The 24,241-nt window shown below is 75.3% G+C and carries 22 protein-coding genes; 7 read left to right on the top strand and 15 right to left on the bottom strand.

Going from position 1 to position 24,241, the window contains the following annotated elements; all coding sequences use genetic code 11:
- Positions 1-43 precede the first annotated feature (43 nt).
- Complete coding sequence (locus tag KUM03_RS00110; protein ID WP_374225235.1) at positions 44-769, top strand: GAF and ANTAR domain-containing protein; 726 nt, start codon at positions 44-46, stop codon at positions 767-769.
- 26 nt (positions 770-795) lie between these two features.
- On the opposite strand, the gene KUM03_RS00105 is transcribed toward KUM03_RS00110, so the two are convergent.
- The 7 genes from KUM03_RS00105 to KUM03_RS00075 all read right to left on the bottom strand — a co-directional run bounded on the left by KUM03_RS00105 (position 796) and on the right by KUM03_RS00075 (position 8,229).
- Positions 796-1,566: a hypothetical protein gene (locus KUM03_RS00105; RefSeq protein WP_217244743.1), complete on the bottom strand. Its 771-nt coding sequence runs from the start codon at positions 1,564-1,566 to the stop codon at positions 796-798.
- 153 nt (positions 1,567-1,719) lie between these two features.
- Positions 1,720-3,390 (bottom strand): alpha-amylase family glycosyl hydrolase, encoded by a 1,671-nt coding sequence (locus tag KUM03_RS00100; RefSeq protein WP_217244742.1) that lies wholly within the window; start codon positions 3,388-3,390, stop codon positions 1,720-1,722.
- A gap of 90 nt (positions 3,391-3,480) precedes the next feature.
- Positions 3,481-4,461, bottom strand: a complete 981-nt coding sequence (locus tag KUM03_RS00095) for a nucleoside hydrolase (protein WP_217244741.1) — start codon at positions 4,459-4,461, stop codon at positions 3,481-3,483.
- 145 nt (positions 4,462-4,606) lie between these two features.
- Complete coding sequence (gene thrS, locus KUM03_RS00090) at positions 4,607-5,851, bottom strand: threonine--tRNA ligase (protein WP_217244740.1); 1,245 nt, start codon at positions 5,849-5,851, stop codon at positions 4,607-4,609.
- A 204-nt stretch (positions 5,852-6,055) separates the two neighbouring features.
- Positions 6,056-7,216, bottom strand: coding sequence for an aminopeptidase P family protein (locus KUM03_RS00085; protein ID WP_217244739.1), 1,161 nt, complete (start codon positions 7,214-7,216; stop codon positions 6,056-6,058).
- A 4-nt stretch (positions 7,217-7,220) separates the two neighbouring features.
- Complete coding sequence (locus KUM03_RS00080; protein WP_217244738.1) at positions 7,221-7,718, bottom strand: FxLYD domain-containing protein; 498 nt, start codon at positions 7,716-7,718, stop codon at positions 7,221-7,223.
- 139 nt (positions 7,719-7,857) lie between these two features.
- Positions 7,858-8,229 carry a DUF6479 family protein gene (locus KUM03_RS00075; protein WP_217244737.1) on the bottom strand — a complete coding sequence of 124 codons (372 nt, stop codon included), beginning with the start codon at positions 8,227-8,229 and terminating at the stop codon, positions 7,858-7,860.
- A 179-nt stretch (positions 8,230-8,408) separates the two neighbouring features.
- Here KUM03_RS00075 and KUM03_RS00070 point away from each other — a divergent pair, with 179 nt between their 5' ends.
- Positions 8,409-10,037, top strand: coding sequence for a right-handed parallel beta-helix repeat-containing protein (locus KUM03_RS00070; RefSeq protein ID WP_217244736.1), 1,629 nt, complete (start codon positions 8,409-8,411; stop codon positions 10,035-10,037).
- Positions 10,038-10,115: 78 nt separating this feature from the next.
- Here KUM03_RS00070 and KUM03_RS00065 read toward each other — a convergent pair whose 3' ends face one another.
- From KUM03_RS00065 to KUM03_RS00055, 3 genes are all read right to left on the bottom strand, one after another.
- A complete protein-coding gene (locus KUM03_RS00065) occupies positions 10,116-10,502 on the bottom strand; it encodes a DUF732 domain-containing protein (RefSeq protein WP_217244735.1) in 387 nt (128 codons plus the stop codon).
- A 55-nt stretch (positions 10,503-10,557) separates the two neighbouring features.
- A complete protein-coding gene (locus tag KUM03_RS00060) occupies positions 10,558-11,433 on the bottom strand; it encodes a serine hydrolase (protein ID WP_217244734.1) in 876 nt (291 codons plus the stop codon).
- Between the two features lie 157 nt (positions 11,434-11,590).
- The gene (locus tag KUM03_RS00055; RefSeq protein WP_308406211.1) at positions 11,591-12,523 is read right to left on the bottom strand and encodes a LysR family transcriptional regulator; all 933 of its coding nucleotides are present in this window, start codon (positions 12,521-12,523) and stop codon (positions 11,591-11,593) included.
- 115 nt (positions 12,524-12,638) lie between these two features.
- Here KUM03_RS00055 and KUM03_RS00050 point away from each other — a divergent pair, with 115 nt between their 5' ends.
- On the top strand, positions 12,639-13,637 hold the full coding sequence (locus tag KUM03_RS00050) for a PHB depolymerase family esterase (protein WP_217244732.1): 999 nt from the start codon (positions 12,639-12,641) through the stop codon (positions 13,635-13,637).
- A gap of 65 nt (positions 13,638-13,702) precedes the next feature.
- Entirely contained in the window at positions 13,703-15,340 is a 1,638-nt protein-coding gene (locus tag KUM03_RS00045) for a penicillin-binding transpeptidase domain-containing protein (protein WP_217244731.1), read from the top strand.
- A gap of 29 nt (positions 15,341-15,369) precedes the next feature.
- Here KUM03_RS00045 and KUM03_RS00040 read toward each other — a convergent pair whose 3' ends face one another.
- Complete coding sequence (locus tag KUM03_RS00040; RefSeq protein ID WP_217244730.1) at positions 15,370-15,624, bottom strand: twin-arginine translocase TatA/TatE family subunit; 255 nt, start codon at positions 15,622-15,624, stop codon at positions 15,370-15,372.
- Positions 15,625-15,744: 120 nt separating this feature from the next.
- Complete coding sequence (locus KUM03_RS00035) at positions 15,745-16,722, bottom strand: sporulation protein (protein ID WP_217244729.1); 978 nt, start codon at positions 16,720-16,722, stop codon at positions 15,745-15,747.
- 319 nt (positions 16,723-17,041) lie between these two features.
- On the opposite strand from KUM03_RS00035, the gene KUM03_RS00030 reads away from it, so the two are divergent.
- The 3 genes from KUM03_RS00030 (at position 17,042) to KUM03_RS00020 (ending at position 20,165) form a co-directional block, all read left to right on the top strand.
- Complete coding sequence (locus tag KUM03_RS00030; protein WP_217244728.1) at positions 17,042-18,382, top strand: hemolysin family protein; 1,341 nt, start codon at positions 17,042-17,044, stop codon at positions 18,380-18,382.
- Positions 18,379-19,395 (top strand): hemolysin family protein, encoded by a 1,017-nt coding sequence (locus KUM03_RS00025; RefSeq protein WP_217244727.1) that lies wholly within the window; start codon positions 18,379-18,381, stop codon positions 19,393-19,395. Before KUM03_RS00030 ends, KUM03_RS00025 begins: the two co-directional genes overlap by 4 nt.
- A 143-nt stretch (positions 19,396-19,538) precedes the next feature.
- Positions 19,539-20,165 carry an NADPH-dependent F420 reductase gene (locus KUM03_RS00020; protein ID WP_217244726.1) on the top strand — a complete coding sequence of 209 codons (627 nt, stop codon included), beginning with the start codon at positions 19,539-19,541 and terminating at the stop codon, positions 20,163-20,165.
- Positions 20,166-20,180: 15 nt separating this feature from the next.
- Here the strand turns inward: KUM03_RS00020 and KUM03_RS00015 are convergent, their stop codons facing one another.
- Genes KUM03_RS00015 through KUM03_RS00005 form a run of 3 tightly spaced genes read right to left on the bottom strand, consistent with a single transcriptional unit; the run spans position 20,181 to position 23,886 of the window.
- Complete coding sequence (locus KUM03_RS00015; protein WP_217244725.1) at positions 20,181-22,877, bottom strand: FtsX-like permease family protein; 2,697 nt, start codon at positions 22,875-22,877, stop codon at positions 20,181-20,183.
- 2 nt (positions 22,878-22,879) lie between these two features.
- Complete coding sequence (locus KUM03_RS00010) at positions 22,880-23,632, bottom strand: ABC transporter ATP-binding protein (protein ID WP_217244724.1); 753 nt, start codon at positions 23,630-23,632, stop codon at positions 22,880-22,882.
- Positions 23,629-23,886 carry a hypothetical protein gene (locus KUM03_RS00005; RefSeq protein WP_217244723.1) on the bottom strand — a complete coding sequence of 86 codons (258 nt, stop codon included), beginning with the start codon at positions 23,884-23,886 and terminating at the stop codon, positions 23,629-23,631. Before KUM03_RS00005 ends, KUM03_RS00010 begins: the two co-directional genes overlap by 4 nt.
- Positions 23,887-24,241: the final 355 nt, after the last annotated feature.

Here is a 24,241-nt window from a genome sequence, read left to right as displayed (position 1 = left end):
GGCACGGGTAGTCGAGCCTGCGGCCGCGTCGGAGAAGGAGGCGGTGCGCGTGCGGCCCAGCGAGGGACCCGCGTGGCCCCCGGACGGGACACGCGCCGCCGAGGAGATCGCCGCCCAGCTGCGCGGCGCCCCGCCCGGCGAGGTGCCGGGCCGTCTGTGCCGGATGGCGGTACGGCTGCTGCCGGTGACCGGCGCGAGCGCGTCGCTGCGGGGCGAGGGCGTACCGGTACGGCTGTGCGCCAGCGGGGACCGGGCCTCGTACCTGGCGGAGATCCAGGCCACTCTGGGTGACGGCCCCTGTGTGAGCGCCGCCGAGGCGGGCGCCCCGGTGCTCGCCCGCGATCTGACGTCCGGCGCGGACGCCGGGCGGTGGCCCGTCTACGCCCAGCAGGCGTCGGCGGTCGGTGTACGGGCGGTGTACGCGCTGCCGCTGGGCAGCGACGCGGTGTGCCTGGGCACCCTCGACCTCTACCGGGACACCCCCGGCCCGCTGACCGGCCCCCAGCTGCGCACGGCACGGCTCGTGGCCGGGGTGATGACGGTGGCGCTGATGGCGCTGCCGCGCGGGGAGGACGCCTGGCTGGACGAGCTGGCCGGCGACCACGACGAGGTCTACCGGGCCGTCGGCATGATCATGGCCCAGCTGCGCGTCGGCGCCGACGAGGCCCTGGCCCGCCTGCGCGCCGACGCCTTCGCCCACGGCCGCAGCGCCTACGCCGTGGCCCGCGACGTACTCGCCCACCGCCGGCGCTTCGACCGCGACGACTAGGGATCGCCCGGCGCCCGGCCCCGCACCTACACCTGCGCCCGCCCCTGCCGCCGTACCTCCGCCAGGCGTTCCGACCCCGTCTCCACGGCCGTCCGGGTCGCGTCGTCGGCCGGTTCGGCGAGGGTGCCGTTGGTGAAGGTGATCGCGTCGTCGCCGAGGCGTACGGCGACCAGGGCCATCGTGAGGACGGTGTCCTCGGCGCGCACCGTCACCCGCAGGCCCTGCCGGGCGTCCCCCGCCTCGGGCAGGGCGACGTCGGTGACCCGGACGTCCCGGGCGGCGCCGCGCGCGGCGCGGGCCGTGAAGCTCCCGCAGGTGTCCGGCAGCGTGCCGAGCCAGGTCAGCGCGGTGTCGATGTCGGCGGCGCGGTGGGAGGTGATCCGGTAGTGGAGCTGGGCCCCGCCCGTCACCTCGTCCAGGGCGGTGGCGGCCCGCGGGGCGGTGTCGGCGCCGAAGAGGTCCTCGGTGTAGAGGACGTCCAGCAGCCGCCCGCAGTCGGGCCGCTCGGCACTCGCCTTGAGCACCTGGTCCCGCCAGGTCGCCGCGCCCCGCGTCGGCTCCCACGTCCCCGCCAGGTCGGCCGCCGTGATCAGGGCCGCCCGCGCCTGCCCCCGGGTGAGCACGGGCGGCACGGTGGCCGGCGGGAGCGCCGCCGGGGACTGCGCGGTCGCCGGGGCGGTGCCGGCCGAGCGGTCCGCCTCCCGTCCGCCGGTGGAGCAGGCGGCCACCGTCCACACCAGCAGCGCCGTGAGCGCGGCGGCGGGCAGCGGGCGGGCGGCGGGCGCGGTGTGCTGCATCGGGGTGCCTCCTGGAGGGCCGGGGCGATCGGCGCCGTTCAGGTCCGGTCGCACCCTCCACGGCACCACCGCCCCCGCCCCGCCACCAGCGTGCGGGGCCGTCCGGGTGAGGGGCGGGGTGCCGGGGCGACGGCCCTTGGTCGGCCCTTGGTCCTACAGAGCCAGCCACACCGTCGTGTCGGGGCCCAGGCGGCCGTCCTCCAGCGGCGCGCTGCTCAGCAGCACCTCACCGGCCGGCCGGTCCACCGCCCCGCCGGAGAGGTTGGTGACGCAGCGCCAGCCGGGCGAGCGGTCGAACTGGAGCACCCCGTCCGGGACGTCGTCCGCCCAGGTCAGCGACTCCCCGTCGAGCAGCTTGCGGCGCAGGCGCAGGGCCGTGCGGTACAGCTCCAGGGTCGAGCCCGCCACCCCGTCCTGCGCCTCGACGGCGTACGCGGCGAAACCGGGCGGCTGCGGCAGCCACGCCGCGCCCGCGCCGAAGCCGTACGAGGGGCCGCCCGTCGACCACGGCAGCGGCACGCGGCACCCGTCGCGGCCCTTGCGGACGTGCCCGGTCTGCTCCCAGATCGGGTCCTGGAGCACCTCGGTCGGCAGGTCGGCCACCTCGGGCAGCCCCAGTTCCTCGCCCTGGTAGACGTACGCCGAGCCGGGCAGCGCCAGCATCAGCAGCGTCGCCGCGCGGGCCCGGCGCAGCCCGGCCGTCTCGTCCAGGGCCGGTGCCCGGCCGCCGGACAGCAGCCAGGCGTCGGTGTCGGTGTCCTGCGGCAGGACCAGGCGGGAGGCGTGACGGACCACGTCGTGGTTGGAGAGCACCCAGGTCGCCGAGGCCCCGGCGGCGCGGGCGTCGGCCAGCGAGCCGGTGATGATCTCGCGCAGCTCGGCGGCGTCCCAGCCGCCCTGGAGGTATTCGAAGTTGAACGCCTGGCCCAGTTCGTCCGGCCGGGCGTACAGCGCGCGCCGGGCGCCCGGCACCCAGGCCTCGGCGACCGCCGTCCGGGGCGGGGTGTAGGTGTCGAAGATCTTCCGCCAGTCGCGGTAGACCTCGTGGACGTCGTCCCGGTCGTAGAAGGGGTGGGTGCCGGGGGCGAACTCCGCGAGGGCCGCCTCGCTGCTCAGCTCGGGGGCGCCGAGGTCGCGCAGCGGCTCGGTCAGGTCCTTGACCAGCGCGTGCGCCACGTCGATGCGGAAGCCGTCGACGCCCCGGTCGCACCAGAACTTCAGCGTGGTGCGGAAGTCGGCGCGGACCTGCTCGTTCTCCCAGTTCAGGTCGGGCTGCTGGGGCGCGAAGAGGTGGAGGTACCACTGCCCGTCCGGCACCCGCCGCCACGCGCTGCCGCCGAAGACGGACTGCCAGTCGGTGGGCGGCAGTTCGCCCTGCTCGCCGCGTCCGTCGCGGAAGACGTAGCGGTCGCGGGCGGCCGAACCGGGGCCGGCGGCCAGGGCCTCGCGGAACCACGCGTGGCGGTGCGAGGTGTGGTTGGGGACCAGGTCGACGATCACCTTCAGGCCCAGGCGGTGGGCCTCGGCGGCCATGGCGTCGAAGTCGTCCAGGGTGCCGAGGCGGGGGTCGACGTCGCGGTAGTCCTCGACGTCGTAGCCGCCGTCGGCGAGTTCGGAGGGGTAGAACGGGCTGAGCCACAGGGCGTCGACGCCCAGGGCGGCCAGGTGGGTCAGGCGCTGGGTGATGCCGCGCAGGTCACCGAGCCCGTCGCCGTCGGCGTCGGCGAAGCTGCGGGGGTAGACCTGGTAGATGACGGCCTGCCGCCACCAGTTGGGGTCCTTGGACGACAGGTCGGGCGTGCTGGTGGTGCTGCGTACGGACACGCGGTCTCCTTCGCGGTGCGTGCGGGCGACACGAATAGATCTGTCCACATCACCCGAAAAGGGAACCCGTGCGCCCGCGACGCGCCGAGGCTACGAACCCGTGCGCTCGACCGTGCTCAGGTACAGCTCCACGTACCGCGCCACGTCCACGTCCAGTCCGACGTCCACGAGCGGCTGTTCGCGCGTGTCCCCGTGGAGTTCGGCCTCGCCGACGCGGGCCCGGCGGTCGACGAGGGTCTGGCCGCGGGCCGGGCCGGGGGCGAGGCACACCTCGACGGGCAGCCGGTGCGTGGTCAGGCCCCCGGGGTCGATCACCGCGCAGACCGCGCCCGCGTCGCCGAGTCCGCCGCCGGGGTCCGTCTCGTCGGTGGCCGGGCCGCGGTGGGCGAGCAGCTCACCGGCGAGCCGGGTGCCGGGCTCCGGGCTCGCGCGCAGCCGGCGCACGTCGGGGCCCGGCACGATCACCCGCTGGAACACGTCCAGCCCGTACAGCGTGACCGGCACCTCGGCACCGAGCAGGATCGCGGCGGCCTCCGGGTCGTGCCAGACGTTGAACTCGGCGACCGGCGTCGCGTTGCCGGTGGCCACCGCGCCGCCCATGAAGACGATCCGCTCGATGTTGCGCGTGACCTCGGGGTGGGTGCGCAGCAGCAGCGCGATGTTGGTCGCCGGGGCGGTGGGGATCAGGGTGACCGGGCGCGGGGAGGCGAGGATCTCGCGGCGCAGCAGGGTCACAGCGTCCACGTCGACGGGGGCGCGGGAGGGCGCGGGCAGGCCCAGGTCGCCCATGCCGTCGTGGCCGTGCACGTGCCGGGCGGTGCGCACCGCCTCGATCAGCGGCCGCTCGGCGCCCCGGGCGACGGGGACGTCCGGGGCGCCGGCCTGCTCCAGCACGGTCAGGGTGTTGCGTACGACCCCCTCCACGTCGGTGTTGCCGGCCACGCAGGTGACCGCGCGCAGGTCGAGCCCCGGGTGGCGGACCGCCAGCAGCAGGGCCAGGGCGTCGTCGACGCCGGTGTCGCAGTCGATGATCACCGGGATGGGCGGCCGCGGGGCGGAGGGGGTCGTCACGGCGGGGGCTCCTAGGTGTCCGTGGGGGCGCCGATGCGGCGACCCTACGCGGGCCGAGGGGCCCGACCGCAAACCCGGCCGGCCCTGTCCGCGACCCCCGGCCTGCCCCACGGTGCCCGCCCGGCCGAGAGGACGAGGGTGCCGGTCAGACGGCTTCCCGAGGGGGTTCCCACAGTTCGGGGCCGCGTGCCCGGATGCGGTCGGTGATCCGCCGCAGCAGCTCGGCGCCGGGCATGGTGCCGGGGTGGCGGCCGTCCCGCAGGCGTAGGTCCGCCAGGTCGCCGCCCGCCGCTTCCCGGGCGCCGATCACCGCCCGGTACGGCACCTTCCGCGCCGCCCGGACGCGGGCGCCGAGGGTGCCGTGCTCCGGCCCGGCGACCTCGGCCCGCAGTCCCCGCTCGGCGGCCCGGCGCACCAGGCCGTCGGCCTGCTCCCGCTGCTCCTCCGCGACCGGGAGCACGACCAGCTGTACGGGCGCCAGCCACGCGGGAAACGCCCCGCCGTGCACCTCGATGAGGTGCGCGACCACGCGCTCCACGCTGCCGATGACGCTGCGGTGCACCATGACCGGGCGGTGTTTCGCGCCGTCCGGGCCGGTGTAGCGCAGCCCGAAGCGCTCGGGCTGGTGGAAGTCGATCTGGACGGTCGACAGGGTGGACTCCCGCCCGGCGGCGTCCGCGATCTGCACGTCGATCTTGGGGCCGTAGAAGGCGGCCTCGCCCTCCACCGCCTCGTACGGCAGTCCGTCCAGCGCCTCCTGGAGCAGTGCGGTGGACCGCCGCCACAGCTCCGGGTCGGCGACGTACTTCCCGCCGGGTCCGGGCAGGGAGAGGCGGTACCGGGAGGCCTCGATGCCGAGGTCGGCGTGGGCGCGGCGGATGAGACCGAGGGCGGCGCGGGCCTCGGCGGCGGCCTGGTCCGGGGCGCAGAAGACGTGCGCGTCGTTGAGGTGGATGGCCCGGACGCGGGTCAGGCCGCCGAGCACACCGGACGGCTCGGAGCGGTACATGGCGCCCAGTTCGGCGATGCGCAGGGGGAGTTCGCGGTAGCTGCGGGTGCGGGAACGGTAGACGAGCGCGTGGTGGGGGCACAGGCTCGGGCGGAGCACGACCTCCTGACCGCCCAGCTCCATCGGCGGGAACATGTCGTCGCGGTAGTGCTCCCAGTGGCCCGAGATCTCGTACAGCTCGCGTTTGCCGAGGACCGGCGAGTACACGTGCCGGTAGCCGGCCCGCAGCTCGGCCTCGCGGACGTACTCCTCCAGGGTGTGCCGCACGGTCGCCCCGTCGGGCAGCCAGTACGGCAGACCCGCGCCCATCAGGGGATCGGTGTCGAACAGAGCGAGCTCGCGGCCGAGTCGCCGGTGGTCGTGGTCCTGGTCGTGGTGCACGGTGGTCTCCTCCGGGACGGGGGACGAGCACCACGCGAAGAAGCCCCGGGCGCTCGCCCCGGGGCTTCGGACTTCTGGTCAGCAGTCAGCGCGCCGGGACACTTCCCGGCGTCGTCATCAGGAAAAGACGGGCGCGCTTCATGCACGGAACGGTACCGGGGGCCCGGCGCGGGCGCGAGGGAATTCCGCCGGTCCGCCCGCCGGTCAGACCACGACCGCCAGTTCGTGCGAGGCGGCGTTGAGCCGTCGGCCCCCGTCCTCGGTGCAGGTCACGACGTCCTCGATGCGGACGCCGAAGCGGCCCGGGAGGTAGATGCCGGGCTCGATGGAGAAGCACATGCCCGCCACGAGCCGCTGCTCCTCGCCCTCCACCAGGTAGGGCGGCTCGTGGGTGGTGACGCCGACGCCGTGGCCGGTGCGGTGGGCGAAGTGCTCGGCGTGACCGGCCTCCTCGATCACCGCGCGGGCCGCCCGGTCCACGTCCTGGCAGGACACCCCGGGCCGCACCGCGTCGAAGGCCGCCCGCTGGGCGCCGCGGACGACCTCGTGCACCCGGCGCTCCTCGTCGGTCGGGACGCCGACGTGGACGGTGCGGGTGGTGTCGGAGCCGTAGCCGTTGCGCAGGCCGCCGAAGTCCAGGACGACCATGTCGCCGTCCTCGATGACCCGGTCGCCGGCCCGGTGGTGCGGGTCGGCGCCGCGCGGTCCGGAGCCGACCACCGTGAAGTCGACCCGGTGGTGGCCGTGTTCGCGCAGCAGCCGGGCCAGGTCGGCGGCCAGGTCGCGTTCGCGCCGTCCGCCGAAGCGCAGCCCGAGCGCCTCCTCGTACGCCGCGTCCGCCGCCGCGGCCGCGTCCGCCAGCCGGGCCACCTCCTGGTCGTCCTTCACCGCGCGCAGCATCGGCAGTACGGCGGACAGCGGCCGGTAGGTGGCCAGCGGCAGCTGCTCCTGGAGGCACAGCAGGTGCACCGCCCAGGTCCCGTCGGACACGGCGTAGCGGCCGTGCGGGCGCAGCAGCCCGGCCGCCGCGGCGTGCGGGTTCTGGCCGTCCCACCACTCGAAGACCCGTAGCGCGCCGGCGCCGGGTGCCGCCTCCGCCTCGGGGCGTTGCAGCCCGGGGACGAGCAGCCGGGGCTGGGAGTCGGCGGTGAGGACGAGAAGGGTGAGGCGCCCGGTGGGTTCGGTGGGCCGGTAGCCGCACAGCCACACCAGGTCGGGGCCCGGGGTGACCAGCACGCCGGCGAGCCCGAGGGTGGCGGCCTCGTACGCCGCCCGCTCCATGCGGGCCGCGTACTCCTGTTCCGTGAAGGCGGCGGCCGGTGTCGTGCCCTCCGTGACCTCGCTCGGATCGCCCGGGGCGCTCATGGCGTCAGTAGCGCACGGCCCGGGCCACCACCGCGCGCACCTCGCCCGGCAGGTCGTGGCTGCTGCGCGCGGTGGCGCGGGCGGACTCGCCGGCGGGGACGTCGGGGACGGTGACGACGACCGTGTCGCGCAGGGTGCCGCCGGCGTCCGTGAGGTTCACCTGCACCGCGAAGGACTTCGCCGAGTCGGCGGTGTTGCGGACGGTGACCTCCACGGTGGTGCGCCCGTCGGCGTCCGTCTCCGGTTCGCCCAGCCGCACGTCGTCCTTGACGTCGGCGCCCTCCTGGATCTCCGCCAGCCACCGCCCGGCCTCCGCCGTCGCCGACGCCACCGCGTCCGCGCCCTCGGAGGCCAGCGAGGAGGCGGCCGACGCGGCCCGGCTGGCCGCCGCGCTGCCCGCGTCCGAGGGCGCGTCGCCGTCGCCGCCGGAGCAGCCGGCCAGCACGGCGCCCGCCAGGACCACCGCGCCGACGGCGCCGAGCGCCCGGTGACAACCGGCCATGTGTCGCCTCCAGGGACCTGGTGAGTACCCGCCCGCGTGAGCACGCGGGTCCCCTTCAGTGAAGGCCCGCGGACACCGCCGCGCACGCCGGCGCCGGGCCGGACGGGGGACGCCCGGCGCGTCCCCCGGGGAGTCGGTGTCAGACGTGGCCCGGTCCACCGCCGCCGAAGGACCCGCTCGACCCCGGCAGCCAGCGGCGGCGGTTCTGGTCGGTACCCCGGCGGCTGCCGGAGTGGTGGAGCTCGTACGGCATGAGCCGGGGGCTGCCGTCCGGCGCCAGCGGGATCTCGTCGGGTTCCCGCATCTCCCGTTCCTCGTGGACGGCGCCGGTGGCGGGGAGCTTGCCGTGCTCGTCGGCGTGGGGGCGTTCGGGTTCTCGTTCCATGACCCTCAGGCCCATGCGTACGGCCCAGATCAGCGCGCCGGCGATCACCAGCCCGCCGATGAAGGCGATGGTCACGTTGAGCGCGTGCGAGGACGCGGCCAGCAGTTCATACGTTGCCGTACTCATGTTCCGATTATGTACCCCCAAATGAGATAAAGCGCCAGGAATGTCCGAGTAGCGCCGTGGGGGCACTCCGGGCGTGCCCGCCGTGATTGAGGACGGCCGCCGACTGGTACCCGGCCGACGGTGCGGCGGCGTCGGAGCCGGAGGCGCCGTACCGCGCCGCCGGCGGAAGGAGCGCCCGTATGACCGCGCCATTGACGGCCGACGCCCACGAGTACGGCCTGGTCGGGGACGGCACCGCCGACGACCGGCCGGCGCTGCAGAAACTGGTGGACGCGCTCGGCGACGCCACCGCCGCGGACGGCCTGCCGCGCACCGTCCGCGTGCCCGCCGGGCGGTACGTGATCCGGGACCGCCCGGTGCTCTGGCGCAGCGGCGTCTCGCTGATCGGCGCCGGACGCGGCGCCACCTGCTTCGCCCTCACCAACCCGGGCGCCCCCACGCAGCCGGTTCCGCTGGCCTGGTTCACCACCGCCCAGCACGGCGCCGGGCCGGACCACCACATCGCCGACGTCACCTTCGCCCACTTCGAGATCGACGGCTCCGCGGTGGAGACCGAGGAGTACGAGGTGCTGGCCAAGGGGCTCGGCCTCCAGTACGTGCTGCGCGGGCGCTTCAGCGACCTGTACATCCACGACACGGCCGCCACCGGATTCGGCTGCGACTTCCTCCAGGACACCGTCGTCGAGGGCGTGCTCGCCGAACGGTGCGGGCGGCAGGACCCCGGCGAGAAGATGGGCGGCGCGGGCATCGGCATCGGGGTCGGCGGCTGGGGGCCCGTCGAACGGCTGGCGGTGACCGACTGCACGGCCAACGGCAACGGCACCAACGGCATCTTCCTCGAACTCCAGCAGGACCACTGGGCCCCGCCGCGCGGCATCCGCATCACCGCCTGCCACACCGAGGGCAACCGCTACGGCATCTCCGACTGGGGCGCCGAGGGCCTCCTGGTCACCGGGTGCACGATGCTCGGCAACCACGTCGCCGGGTTCGACGTGTCGGCGCAGGGCACCACCAGCGTCGGCGGGCGCGGCGGCATCGTCACCGGGTGCCTGATCGACGGGAACGTGCGGGACGGGATCGCGCTCGGCAACACGCCGGGGCCGTACGCCTTCCACGGCAACCGGATCGGCGGCAACGGGCGGTACGGCTACTGGCAGCACAACCTGGCCGGCGGCGACCAGGAGCCCGCCGCCGACATCGTCCTGGAGTCCAACGACATCCACGACAACGGCCTGGACGGCATCCGTCTCGACGCCCCGCTGCACGAACCGGCGCTCCTCGGCAACCGCGTCCGCGGCAACGGCCGCCGCGCCGCCCCGGCGACACAGGGCGGCGGCGAGGGCGTGACCTGCGGCCCGCTCTCCCTGACCGACCCGCACGCCGACTGGCTCCCCGACGGCCACCGCGGCAAGACCCTGACGGTGTGCGCCGGGAACGCGGAGGTCACCGCAGTGGTCACCGGCAACACCGCGACCGGGCTCACCCTCGCCCCCTGGCGCCCCGGCGCCCGGACCGCCTGGCCGTCCGACGCCACCCCCGCGCCCGGCACCGCCTACCGCCTCCCGGACGCCCCGTCGCCGCGCACCGGCCTCACCGCCGCCGCGGCCGTCACCCACCCGTACGTGCACGGCAACCGGTTCCGCGACGACGGGCACCCGCGCACCCAGACCCACGCCCTGTGGATCGCGCACGAGGCCACCTGGACCGCCGGCCGGGTCTCCGGCAACGACTTCAGCGGCAACGCCTCGGCGGCCACCCGCTTCGACTCAGCCCCGAGCGGCGGACGCTGGCGGGACAACGACGGCTGACGGACCCGGCGGCCAGGGGCACGACCGCCGGGAGGACGGTTGCCGGGAGGACGGTTGCCGGGAGCACGGCCGCCGGGATCAGCAGAACGTGCCCCTGACGGCGTCCAGGACCTGCGCGCTCTGCTCCCAGGTCACCCGGAACCGCTGGGCCGCAGCGTCCCGCACCTCGTCCTCGGGCCGGCCCTGGCGGATGTCGACGCACAGCCACCGGGCGCTCTCGACCGCCGCGTCCTCGTCGGCGGTGACGGTCGGGTCGAGGGCCGCCAGGTCGCTCAGCAGCAGCTCCCGCTGACCGGCCTCGGGCGACGGAATCACGTGCCGCTCCCCGCCGCCGACCGTCACGGATTCCACGCTGTCCGTGCCGTCACCGTCACTCTCGCCGCCGTACCCGCCGTACACCGCGGCCGTGACCGCCCCGGCCGCCGCCACCAGTCCCGCCACGGCGACCGCCGCCCGCTTTCCCATGCCGTCCCCCTCCCTGTGGATCGCCCGCCGAGACTACGCCGCCCCGCCCGCCGCCTCACGGTGCCCGCAGCGCGTCCACCGCGATCCGCGCCGCCGTGCCGATCACCGCGTCCGCAGCGGGGAGGGTGGCCGCCGGGTTGGCCGTGCGGGTGAAGACGGCCACGGCGTAGCGGCCGCCGTCGGGGTATTCGACGACGCCGACCTCGTTGCGCAGGGTCGGCAGGGTGCCGGTCTTGCCGGCCACGTGGACGTCGTCGAAGGGGAAGCCCGAGGCCAGGCGGTGCGGCCAGACCTGGAGGCCCATGACGCGGCGCATGGCGGCGCCGTACTCCGAGGGGCACGCCTCGTCCCGCCACAGGGCGCCGAGCAGCCGGGTCATGTCCCGGGGGGTGCTGCGGTTGGTGCGGGCCGGGTCCAGGGCGCGCAGCCGGGTGATGACGTGCGGGTCGGTCAGCGCCCGGGTGCCGGCCGGCCCGGCGTCCTCGCGCATGGTGCCGAGCATCTCGCCGAAGCCGTACACCGCCCGCGTGCGGGTGAGGCCCAGCCGGGCCGTGGTGCGGTTGACGGCGTCCAGCCCTACCCGGCGCAGCAGCAGGTCGGCGGCGGTGTTGTCGCTGACGGACATCATCAGCAGCGCCGCGTCGCGCAGCGACAGCCGGACCGGGTCCAGCATCGCCGCGAGCCCCGTGGGCCCGGGGGTGCGCCCGGTCGGCGGGCACTCCACCCGTTCGGTCAGGTCGATCTCCCCGGCCGCCGCCAGCTCGTGCAGCGTCACCAGCACGCACACCTTGTGGACACTGGCCGTGCACACCGGCTGGTCCGCCCCGGCCTCGACCTGCGCACCGGAGTCGATGTCCACGGCGTGCAGCCACCCGGTGACCCCGGCGTCGGCGAAGGCGGCGTCCAGGCGGGCGGCGGTGGTGTCGGTCATGGCCGGTACTCCGATGCCGGGCGCGGACGCGGTGACCGCACGCGTGCCACCCGGAGGGCGGCGGTCCGGGCGCCGCCGGTCGCCGGGCGGGTGGCCGGGGCCGACGCGGGCGGGGGCGCGGCGATGTGGGCGCGGCAGCGCGAGGTGATGGTGTCGGTCACAGCCAGAACTCCGATGCCGGGCGAAGGTGCAGGGGCCGGGCGGGTGCCTCGGAGTGGGCGCCTGCCGTGGTGCGCAGGGCGTGGGTGGCGGCGTCCGCGAAGGCGTCGACGGCGGCGTCGCCGCGCCCCTTGGGCCAGGCCGCGGAGTGCCGCCAGGCGGGCGGGGCCCCGGCCAGCGGACGCCAGACCAGGTCCTGGTCGCCGGGGGCCACGAGCCGGGTGTCGCGGGGGCCGAGGGCGACGGCCCCGGACGACAGGACCAGGCCGCGGACGAAGCTGGCCCCTTGGCCGTGCCGTACGGCGGTGGGCGTGTAGCCGCCCCGGGCGCAGGCGGTGAGCAGGTCGTCGTAGACCGCGGGGGCGTCCGCGCGCGGGAAGAGGACCAGGTCGTAGCCGCTGAGGGCGGCGAGCGGCACCTCGTCCAGCTCCGTCTGCGGGGCGCCGCGCGGCAGCAGTACGCCGAGGTCGCGGCGGAGCACCGGGCCCAGTCCCAGGCCGGTGACGTCGCAGGGGTGGTGGATGAGGCCGACGTCCAGTTCACGGGCGGCGAAGGCGGCGAGCTGCTGGGCGGTGGTCAGCTCGTGCAGCTCCAGTTCGAGCCCCGCGTGCCGGTGCCGGAAGCCGGCCAGCAGCGCGGCGACGGTCTCACCGGAGATGTCGGGGGACAGGGCGGCGCGCAGCAGGCCGCTCTCACCGTCCCGGATGCGGCGCGCGGCGGTCCGCAGGGACTCGGCGCGGGCGAGCAGTTCGCGGGCCTCGGCCAGCAGCAGCGTGCCCGCCTCGGTGATCGTCACCCGGCGGCTGGAGCGCTCGAAGAGCCGGACGCCCAGCTCCTTCTCCAGCCGTTGGATGCGCTGCGACAGGGGCGGCTGGGCCATGCCGAGACGGGCGGCGGCACGCCCGAAGTGTGACTCTTCTGCAACAGCCACAAAGCACTCCAGGTGCCGCACCAGGTCCACGACCAGTAATCATATCGGGGATTGATCGAACCGACATTGATATGAATCTTGGACAGAGGGCCCGCGGGATTGCTCTCCTCGGGACATGCGCTCCTTCCGTGACCTCCCGTCCCGCCCCCGCCGGTGGCCCGGCGCGCTCGCCCTCGCGCTCCTCCTTCCGCTGGCCGGCTGCGCCACCGAACCGGAGCGTCCGGACGCCTCGCCGTCGGCGAGCGCCCCGGCCCGCAGCGGGGGTACGGCCTCCGCGGCGCCCGACGTCCGCGCCGAGCTGCGCGTGGACGGCCGCACCCGCGAGTACCTCCTGCACCGGCCCGCCTCCGCCGACGGCCCCAGGCCCCTCGTCATCGCCTTCCACGGCCGCGGCTCCGACGCCGCCGAGCTGCGCGAACAGAGCCGTCTGGAGCGGGCCGCCGGGGCGCGCGGCATGCTCGTCGCCTACCCCGAGGGCATCGACAGCGGCTGGGGCGCCGGTACCCGGAAGACCCCGCAGCGCCCGGACCCGGGCCTCGACGTGCGGTTCACCGAGGCGCTGATCGAGCACTTGGTGCGTACCGAGCACGCCGACCCCGAGCGGGTCTACGTCGCCGGGTTCTCCAACGGCGGCTCCATGGCGCTGCGCATGGCCGCCGAACGGCCCGGTCTGCTGGCGGGAGCGGCCTCGGTCGCCGGCCAGTTGCCCGCGGGAGCGGCGGCGGTGGAGCCCACCGGCGGCATCCCGGTCATGGTCGTCTACGGCGCCGACGACCCCGTGCGCCCGATCGGGGGCTGGCCGTCCCCGCCGCCGGACCCGAAGGAGCCGATCCTCCCGAGCCGGTCGGCCCGGGACACGGCGGAGGCGTTCGCCGAGGCGGGCGGCGCGGGGGAGCCGGTCACGGAGGAGGAGAAGGGGTACGACCGCACGGTCTGGCCCCTGAAGGACGTGTCCGGTTCCGGCCGGGCCCCCGGTGCCGTCCAGCTCCTCGTCGTCCACGGCGGCGGCCACACCTGGCCGGGCTCCTCCTTCGTCCCGGACGCGCGGCTCGGTCCCACCAGCGACGCCCTGGACGCCACCGACACGATCCTCGACTTCTTCGCCGCCGGCTGACCGGTTCCGACGGCCGACCCGACACGACCCGACCGGACCCGACCCACGGACAGGAAAAGACGCTGATGCAGGACATGCCTCACCTCGCCCCTGACTCCCGTCGCAGGCCCCGCAACGGCGTGCGTGCCGTCGCCGCCGTGGGGGTCGTGCTCGCGATCGCCGCGGGCGGTTCCTACGCCGCCGGGTTCGGTCCCTTCGCGCGCGGCGACGACGGCCCCGACCCCGCCGCGCTGAGACAGGCGCGCGCCTTCCTCGCCGACTGGTCCGCCGGGCGGCTGCCGAGCGCGGCCGGCCGCACCACCAGCCCCGGTACGGCCGAGGAGGTGCTGCAGAGCTTCACCGTGGGCCTCGACATCGACAAGCCCGGGCTGACGGCGGCCGAGGACGCGAAGGAGGCCGAGGACGGCACGCTCGCCGTCCCGTTCACCGCGAAGATGCCGATCAAGGGTCTGGGCACCTGGACGTACGAGTCCGAGCTGCCGCTGCGTGAGCAGAAGGACGGTGCCTGGAAGGTGGACTGGCGGCTGTCGCTGGTCCACCCGCGGCTGAGCGGCACCGAGAAGTTCCGCCTGGAGCGGGAGGAGACGCCCCCGCCGAAGGTCACCGACCGCCACGGCGTCTCCGTCGCGGACGGCTCGTACCCGTCCCTGACCCCGCTGTTGGGCAGGCTCGCCGGGAAGTCCGGCGGCGGACCGCGCGGCGCGGTGGAACTCGTCGACCGGGCCACCGGCGAGACCGTGCGCACCGAGGCGTCCTTCGGCGAGGAGCCCGACCCGGCGACCGCCGGCGAGCCCGTGCGCACCACCCTGGACGCCACCTGGCAGACGGCGGCCGAGGAGGCGCTGGCGGAGGCCGACGGCAAGAACGCCGCGCTCGTCGCCCTGCGCGTCGACAACGGCGAGGTCCTCGCCCTCGCCAACTCCCCCTCCTCCGGCTTCAACCGAGCCGTCTCCGGCACCTACGCGCCCGGCTCCACCTGGAAGATCGTCACCAGCAGCGCCCTGCTGCTCAAGGGCGCGGTGCAGCCCGACGACGTCGTGGACTGCCCCAAGTACCTGACGGTCGGCAAGGAGTTCCACAACGTCGAGATGTCCGAATTCCCCGGCGCCACGTTCCGCAAGGACTTCATGGAGTCCTGCAACACCGCCTTCATCAGCCTGCGCGGCAAGCTCGACGAGGGGGAGCTGGGCGAGGTCGCCCGCACCTACTTCGGGGTCGGCCAGGAGTGGCACATCGGCATCCCGACGTACGACGGGTCGGTGCCGGTCCCCAAGGACGAGACGGAGAAGGCCGCGTCGATGATCGGGCAGGGCCGCGTCCAGGCCAACCCGCTGATCATGGCGTCGGTGACGGCCACGGCGGTGTCCGGCGAGTTCCACCAGCCGTCGGTCACCGCCGGGAACGAGGACGGGACCCGTACCGAGCCGCTGCCCGACGAGGTCGTCACCCAGCTGCGCGAGCTGATGCGGGCCACCGTCACCGACGGCACCGCGCACGTCCTGGCCGACCTGCCCGGCGAGATCGGCGCCAAGACCGGCACCGCCGAGGTCTCCGACGACCAGGACAACAACGGCTGGCTCGTCGCCCACCGCGGCAACGTGGCCGTCGCCGTGGTCGTCGAGGAGGGCGTCACCGGCGGCGGCTCGGCGGGGCCGATCGTGCACAGCCTGCTGTCCGCCGTGCCCGAGGACCCGTCGTCCTGAGCCTCCCGCCGGTGTGCGGGGGCGTGCGGTCAGCCCTGGGCGCCGCCGCCCCGGCCGCCGGTGGGGCCGTCGGTCTCCCCGCGCTCGACCGTCTCGCCGCGGATCACGCGCGACTCCCCGCGGTCCTCGGCCGGTGTCCGCTCCCCGTCCTTCATCGCGCGGGCCTCGGCCTTGAGGATGCGCGCCGACTTGCCCGCCGAGCGGGTCAGCTCGGGGAGTTTCTTGGCGGCGAGGACGGCTATGACGACGATGAGAATGATCGCGACTTCGCTCAGTCCGAACACGGCGCTCCCTGGTGGCGTACGGCGGTGCGGACCCGCGGCAGGGCCCGCACGGAATCTACGGCATGCCGGGGTGCGGCGGGGTCGGACCCGGCAAAAGTTTCTACAGCCGTGTAGAAACCGTCAGCCTTCCTCACCCTCGTCTTCACCCTCGTCGCCGCCCTCGTCGCCGCCCTCGAAGAAGTCCCCCACCTCGTCGACGACCTCGGCCGCCACCATCCCGCCGGCGACCCCCACCGCGAGCCCGGCCGCGCCCGCCGCCACCGCGGCGCCGCCCGCGAGCCCGGACTCGTGCCCGTACACGGCGTGGGAGCCGTACGACGCCCGGTGCTCCACCAGCTCCTGGACCCAGCCCTCGACGAGGGCGTTCCAGTCCTGCGGCCCGGCCGGCCCCTCGTGCGGGACGGTGAACCGGCTGAGGGCGTCGTGGCCGTCGGCGAACGGGCCGCCGCGCTTGTCCGCCTCCAGGACCACCTCCAGTGCGCCGGGCACGGCCAGGAAGGTCAGCTCGATCTCGTTGACCTGGTGGGCGTACCGCTCGGGCGGGGTGAGCTCGATCTCCTGGTAGAAGGGCAACTGCTGCCCGGTGCCGCCGATGCGGCCGTACTCCAGGTCGGCGGAGCGGAAGCCGAAGCCGAGCTGCCCGAAGGCCTCCAGCACCGCCTCCTGGGCGGGCAGCGGTGCCACGGTCAGCGGGTCCAGGTCGCCCTTGTCGCGGGCGCCGGCCACCGCCAGCTCGGTGCGCACCCCGAGCACGATCCCCAGCGGCTGCCCGTGCAGCTCGGTCACCGGGGTCTCCCAGGGCAGCGGCACCGAGAACGGCACCTCGTGCCGCGCGCCCGCGGCCAGCCGGAAGGGCCCGCCGACGGTGTGCCGGCCGAAGGCGACGACGCCCTCGCCCTCCCCGTGCTCGCCGTGCTCGGCCTCGACGCGGGCCACCAGCTCCAGCGCGACGTGCTCGACGTCGTGGTCGGCGGTGCCGCCGACCAGCTCGACCCGGCCGGACAGCGCGCCCCCGGGCCGGGCGGCGCCCGGGTCGAGGACCGTGTCCACCGTGGGTCCGCCCACGCCGAGGGAACCGAGCAGCCGCTTGAACACCATCGAGGCGTTCACTCCTTACGTTCGTGCGGGAAACATGTCCGTGCGGGAAACAAGTCCGTGCGGGGAACAGGACCGTGCGGGAACAACCGGAACCGTCCGGCCGTTCTCTACAGGCGGGTAGAAGCATAGGGGCCGAAGGGCTCCCTTCGTTTTTGCTCGTCCTTTACCATGAGGGTGACCTCTCGGGCGGCCGGCTGGCACCGGCCCCCACCGACCCCGTTAAGGAGTCCCGTTCCGTAATGGAGCCTCCCAGTACCGGCCGTGCCATGGCCGTCCCGCCAGTCCCCCCGTATACGCGTGAGGGAAGCGGGGTGGCACGGTGACCGAGGTCCTGCTGCTCCTGCTGGCCCTCCTTCTCACCCTGGCCTGCGCCGTCTTCGTCGCGGCCGAGTTCTCCCTCACCACCGTCGAGCGCTCCGACCTGGAGCGTGCCGCCGAGTCCGGTGAGCGCGGCGCCGACGGCGCCCTGAAGGCCGTACGGTCCCTGACCCTCCAGCTCTCCGGAGCCCAGCTCGGCATCACCGTGACCTCCCTGGTCATCGGCATGCTGGCCGAGCCGTCGGTCGCCGTGCTGCTGCGCGGCCCGCTGACGGCGATCGGCCTGGGCGGTGCCGCCTCGACGGTGGCGACCGTGCTCGGCGTGGTCGTCTCCACCGTCGTCCTGATGGTCGTCGGCGAGCTGGTCCCCAAGAACTGGGCGATCTCCCGCCCGCTGGCCGTCGCGAAGGTCGTCGCGGCCCCGCAGCGCGGCTTCACCACCGCCTTCGGCCCCTTCATCCGCCACCTCAACAACACGGCCAACCGTTTCGTGCGCCGCTTCGGCCTGGAACCGGCCGAGGAGCTGGCGTCGGCCCGCAGCGCCGAGGAACTGGTCGCCCTGGCCCAGCACTCGGCCGCCGAGGGCGCCCTGGAGGCGGACTCGGCCGAGCTGTTCGTGCGCACCCTGCACCTGAGCGAGCTGACCGCGGAGAACGTCATGACCCCGCGCGTGGACGTCAAGGCCCTGGAGGCCCACGCCACCGCCGCCGACGCCGCGAACCTCTCGCACGCCACCGGCCTGTCCCGCTTCCCGGTCTACCGGGACAGCCTCGACGAGGTCATCGGCACCGTGCACATCCGCGACGTGCTGGCCCTGGAGCCGGACAGGCGCCGGGCCACCCCCGTCACCGAGCTGGCCACCGCGCCGCTGCTGGTGCCGGACAGCCTGCCCGCCGACCGGCTCCTGGAGCGCATGCGAGAGACCCGCACCATGGCCGTCGTCATCGACGAGTACGGCGGCACGGCGGGCGTGGCCACGGTCGAGGACATCGTGGAGGAAGTCGTCGGCGAGGTCCGCGACGAGCACGACCCGGTCGAGATACCGGATCTGCTCCCCGCCCCCGCCGAGACCGACGGCCGCGCGGCCTGGGAGGCCGACGGCTCGCTGCGCCTGGACCACCTGGAGCGCATCGGCCTGACCGCGCCGGAGGGACCGTACGAGACCCTGGCCGGCCTGGTCGCCACCCGGCTGGCCCGCATCCCCGCCAAGGGGGACGCCGTCGACCTGGACGGCTGGCGCCTGGACGTCCTCGACGTCGACCACCACCGCGCCGACCGCCTGCGGATCACCGCGCCCGCGCCGGTCCCGTCGGCCGACCGGGAGCCGGAGGCCGCCCGATGACCGTCGTACAGCTCCTCATCGGCGCGCTGACGCTGCTGACCAACGCGTTCTTCGTCGGCGCCGAGTTCGCCCTGATCTCGGTGCGCCGCAGCCAGATCGAGCCGCGCGCGAAGACGGGCGACAAGCGTGCCCGGATGACCCTGTGGGGCCTGGAACACATCTCCCAGATGATGGCCACGGCCCAGCTCGGCATCACGGTCTCCTCCCTGGTGCTCGGCGCCGTCGCGGAGCCGGCCATCGCCCACCTGATGGAGCCGGTGTTCGAGGCGGTCCACATGCCGCACGCGCTGGTCCACCCGGTCGCCTTCGCGATCGCCCTGGCGCTCGCCACGTATCTGCACATGCTGATCGGCGAGATGATCCCGAAGAACATCGCGCTGGCCGCCCCGGCGACCACCGCGCTGGTCCTCGGCCCGCCGCTGGTCGCCCTCACCCGGGCGCTGAAGCCGTTCGTCTTCGGCATCAACGCCTTCGCCAACGCGCTGCTCAAGCTGCTGCGGGTGGAGCCGAAGGACGAGGTCGAGGCCGTCTTCACCGACGACCAGCTGGCCCGCATGGTGGTGGACGCCAGCGAGGCCGGACTGCTCACCCCGGCCGACGGCGAGCGCCTGCGCGACGCGCTGGAGCTGGGCACCCGCCCGGTCGGCGAGATCCTGGTCCCGGCCCAGAAGATGCGCACGGCCGGCCACACGGTCACCCCGGCCGAGCTGGAGCGGCTGGCCGCCGAGGCGGGCTACTCCCGCTTCCCGGTCACCGGCCCCGGCGGCACCGTCCTCGGCTACCTGCACATCAAGGACACCCTGGGCCTGACCGACCGCGACGCCCCCTTCCCGCGCTCGGCCCTGCACCGGGTGACCCGGGTCCGCATCGACACCCCGCTGGACGACACCCTCACCGCCCTGCGCACCGAGGACAGCCACCTGGCCGCCGTCACCGGCGAGACGGGCGCGGTCCTGGGCTTCGTGACGATGGAGGACGTCCTGACGGAACTGGTGGGACCGGCGCCGGTGTAGCGGGGCCAGGGGACCGGACAGGCCACAGGCCCCAGGCCACAGGCCAAAGGCCTTAGGCCTTAGGCCTTAGGCCTTTGGTGCCGGTCCGGTCCCGGCCCCCGGACCGATCCGCCGCGCCCCGGCCCGCGGATAGCGTCCTTGCCATGCGTATAGGACTCCTTGGTACCGGCAACGTCGGCCGGGCACTGGCCCGCGGCTGGAGTGCCGCGGGACACGACGTGCTCCTCGGTTCCCGCCGCCCCGAAGAGCGAACGGATCTCGGCCTCCCCGTGGCCGGCCTGCGCGATACGGCCGGCCACGCGGAGGTACTGGTCAACGCGACGCCCGGGAACGTCTCCGTGGAGCTGCTGCGCTCCATCGGAGCCCCGGCGCTGTCCGGCCGCATCGTGATCGACGTCGGGGTGGGCCTCACCGACGACTACACCGAGCTCTCGCACCCCAACAGCAGCCTGGCCGAGCAGATCCAGGCGGCCTTCCCCGCGACGCCCGTCGTCAAGACCCTGTGCACGATGGACTCCACCGCGATGACCGACCCGCAAGGCCTCGCGGGCCCGTCCACGGTCTTCCTCTCCGGCGACGACGCCGAGGCCAAGCGGACCACCGGACGCCTGCTCACCGACCTCGGCTGGCCCCCGTCCGCGCAGCTCGACATCGGCGGCATCACCACCGCGCGCGGGCAGGAGCACTTCGCCCTGCTCTTCATGGGCATCGCGGGCGGTCTCGGCTCCCACACCTTCAACATCAACGTGGTCCCGCGGGCCGCCGCCTGAGCCCCGGCCGCCCTCTCACACCGCCCGCAGCGCGTCCGCGGGCGGTGTGCGCAGGGCGTGCCGGGTCGGCAGTTCGACGGTGACGAAGGACGTCAGGACCACCGTCGCCGCCACCGCCGGGAGCAGCCAGGCGGGACCCGCCGGCCAGGGGCGGCCGAGGAAGCCCTGCCCCAGCAGGGCGAGCGGGAGGGCGGACAGCAGCAGGCCGCAGGCGAGGGCCGCGGCGGCGACCACGGCGGCCTCGCGGCGCATCATCGCGCGGATCTGCCGCGGCGTGGTGCCGACCAGGCGCAGCGCGGCGATCTCGGCGCGGCGCTGGGCGGTGGCGGCGACCAGTTTGTTGGCGATGCTCAGCAGCAGGTAGCCGAGGAGTACGACGACGGTGGCCAGGTTGACCCACACCTCCGGCGGCGTGTCCTCGCCCGCGGCGCCCGCGGCCGGGGCGGTGCTCGCGACGGCGAGGCCCGTGCGGTCGGCGGCCAGCGCGGTCAGGTTCCGCGCGGCCTCGTCGGTGCCGTCGGTGCGGACCAGGAGGCTCTGGTCGAGGTCCGTCGTGGTGTGCCCCGCGGTCAGCTGGCGGGAGAGGACGACCGGGCCGAAGCCCAGCCCCCGGTCGTACACGGCGACGACCCGGGCGTCGACCCGCGTCCCGTCGCCCAGCACCAGCCGTACCCGTTCCCCGAGGTCCGCCCCGCGGCTCCGCGCGGCCTCGCCGCTGACCGCGACCGTGGCGCCGGTGAGCCGGTCGAGGGCGCCCTCTCTCACGCCGGGGTCGACGACGCCCCGGGCGTCCGGGCCGAGGACCATCGCCGAGGCCGACTCGGCCACGGGTTCGCCGAACTCCTCGTACTCCCACACCACCGTGGTCGTGCCGACGGGCGCCGCCGCCCGCACGCCCGGCACCTCCCGCACGGCGGGCAGCGTGTCCGCGGGCAGTCCGCCCAGGGCCGGCGCGGTCACCTCGTACTGGGCGAGCGTGCCGGTGCGGGTGTCCTGCGCGGTGGCGGCGAGCACCGTCGTCTGCGCGAACGTGTACGTCAGTACGAAGACGACCGCCATGGCCAGCGGGCTGACCACGCCCGCCACGCGCAGCGCGTAGCCGCGCACGTTGGCCAGCGCCAGCCACGTGGGGGCCGCGACCGAGGGCCGCAGCCGCCGTACGACCGCCTCCCCCGCGCCCTTCACCAGCGCCGGGCCGGACAGGGCGAGGCCGATGGCGGCGAGGATGCCCGCGATGGAGGTGGCCGAGGCCCCGATGACCGTCCGGGACAGCAGCGGCGCCGCCGCGAGCACGCACGCGCCGAGGATCAGCAGCAGACCGGCGTGGGTCCGCACCCGCGAGGGCTGGCGCGGTTCGCTGCGGGACTCGGCGACCGCCTCGGTGGCCGGCCTGCGGGAGGTGCGCCAGGCCGCGCAGCGGGCGGAGAGCTGCACCGCGGCCGCCACCAGCAGCAGCGTGGCGAGCGCGGGCAGCGGAGAGAGCGTGAGCGGGAGTTCGCCGGGCAGGACGCCCCGGTCGGCCAGCAGCTCCCGGAACCGGCCCGCCAGCAGGTAGCCGACCGCGACACCCGGCACCAGGGCCACCGCCGCGACGACCGAGGACTGCGCGGCGGCCAGCCGGCGGATCTGCTTCGGCGTCGCCCCGACGGCCCGCATCAGCGCCAGGTCGCGGCGCTGCCCGGCGACCGCCACGCCCAGCGCGCCCGCGACGACGAACCCGGTGATCAACAGCACGATCCCGGCGAGCGAACCGGCCAGCAGGACCAGCAGCGAGCGCGCCGAGCCCACCCCGGGCTCCACGGCCTCGCCCCGGTCCGCGCCGGTGACGACCTCCAGCCCCGTGCCCGCGACCTGCTCGCGCACGGCCGAGGCGACGCGCTCCTCGCCGCCCGCTTCGACCCGCAGCCCGATCAGATCGACGGTCCCGGCACGCGACCCAACGCCTGCGCGTTCGCCGGCGCCTTCGCGTTCCCCTCGGTCCGCGCTTTCGCCCTGGCCCGCGTCTGCGCCTGGGCTGGCGCTGTCGCCCGTCCCTTCGCCCTGGCCCGTGTCCGTGCCTGCGCCGTCGCCCGCGCTGTCCTCTCCGCCTTCGTCCGCGCCGTGCCCGTCCCGCCCGGCCAGCCGCAGTGCCGTCCCGTCTGCGAAGTAGATGTCGGCGCCCGGTGCGTCGATCACGGCGGTGACCCGGTAGGGGGCGGCGGGGCGGCCGTTCGCCACGACCTGGACCCGCTCGCCCACCGTGACGCCCGCCGCCGCCGGGACGGCGACCTCGCCCGCGCCCGACGGTGCCCGGCCCGCCACGCGCGGGTCGGCCAGCAGCTTCGTCGACGACCAGCCGTGGCCCGCCGTCCTCGGGTCGTCGGAGGAGGCGAGCAGCTGTCCGCGCGCGTCGGTCAGCGCGGCCGGGAAGCCGATGTCGCCGACCGCCGCGGTGACGCCGGGCAGGGCGGCCAGCCGGTCCACGAGCCGGCCCGGGACCGTGGCGCGCTCGGGCAGCGCGATCGGAAGGTCCCCGCTCGGGTGGAACTGCTGGTCGGCCGCGACCACGACGTCCGCGCCGCCGAGCCGGCCGGGCGGCAGCCGGGAGCGCAGCCCCGACTCGGCCAGCACACCGGTGGTGGTGATCAGCGCCGCGCCGCCGAGTACCGCGCACGCCACGGCGAGCAGCGCGGTGATCCGGTGGGCGGCCATGCGCCAGGCGAGGTGCAGCACGTCTACCGTTCCCCCAACGCCACGAGGCGGTCCGCCAGTCGCGGTGCGGTCGGGCGTTCCAGCGCCTCGACCACCCGGCCGTCGGCCATCACCAGGGCCCGGTGCGCGCGGGCCGCGGCGGCAGGATCGTGGGTGACCATCACCACCGTCTGGCCCAGCTCGTCGACGAGGCCGCGCAGCAGATCCAGCACCTGGTGGGCGCTGCGCAGGTCCAGCGCGCCGGTCGGCTCGTCGGCGAAGACGACGGCGGGCCTGGCCGCCAGCGCCCGGACGACGGCCGCCCGTTGCTGCTGTCCGCCGGACAGCTCGGCCGGGCGGTGCGCGAGCCGGTCCGCCAGCCCCACCCGTTCGGTCAGGGTGCGCAGCCAGTCCCGGTCCGGGCGCCGGCCGGCCAGGCGCAGCGGCAACGTGATGTTGTCCTCCACGCTGAGGGAGGGGATCAGGTTGTACGCCTGGAAGACGAAGCCGACGCGTTCGCGGCGCAGTTCGGTGCGGCGGGTCTCGTTCAGCCCGGAGATCTCCTGCCCGTCGATACGGACACTGCCCGACGTGGGGGAGTCCAGCCCGGCGGCGCAGTGCATCAGCGTGCTCTTGCCGGACCCCGAGGGCCCCATCACGGCGAGGAACGAGCCGTGCTCCACGGTGAGCGACACGTCGTCCAGGGCCCGTACGTTCCCCGGGTAGGTCCTGGCGACGTGGGCCAGCGCGATGGCGGGGGCCCTGCGTGCGGTGGCGGTCGCGACCGCGGTGCTCATCGCCGCCCCCGCAGGGCGCGCACGGCGAGGGTCCCGGCGGCGAGCACGGTGACCGCACCGCTGGCCAGGTGCACCCAGGTGGGGGCGCCGCCGAAGGAGGCGGTCATGTTGGCGACCGCGCTGACCACCACGAGCGCCCACAGCAGCGTACGGAGGACGTCCCCGCGGGAGACGGCGTCGGGGCCCTCGTGCGCGGCGCTCGCGGGGGTGCCCGCCGGCGGTGCGGTCAGACGGTACGGGTCCTGGTGCGTCATGGCGGCGTCCTCCGTGGGCTGCGCTCTCGGTCCGTCACCGACGCTATGGACTCCGTCCCCCTCCGGCCGATCCCGTGGGCCGCCCGACCGGGGGTACAGCAGGCTGTACCTCCCCGGCCCCGCACCCGCCCGCCCGCCCACCGACGACTTCGCCTTCTCGACTTCGCCTTCTCGACTTTGCCTTCCCGGCTTTTCCTTCTCGACTTTGCTATCTCTTTACAACCCGCCCCGCCCCCGCCTCGTCTCTCCGTCCGACCCGCACCCACGCGACACACGCGCCGACCGACGAGAGAGAGCGACCCGATGCGCCGCACCATCCTCAGCGCCGTGGCCCTGGCCTGCACCGCCGTACTGG

The sequence above is a fragment of the Streptomyces sp. AC602_WCS936 genome (genome assembly GCF_019049125.1).
Taxonomy (GTDB): domain Bacteria; phylum Actinomycetota; class Actinomycetes; order Streptomycetales; family Streptomycetaceae; genus Streptomyces.
This window is presented reverse-complemented; position numbering and strand designations above follow the sequence as displayed.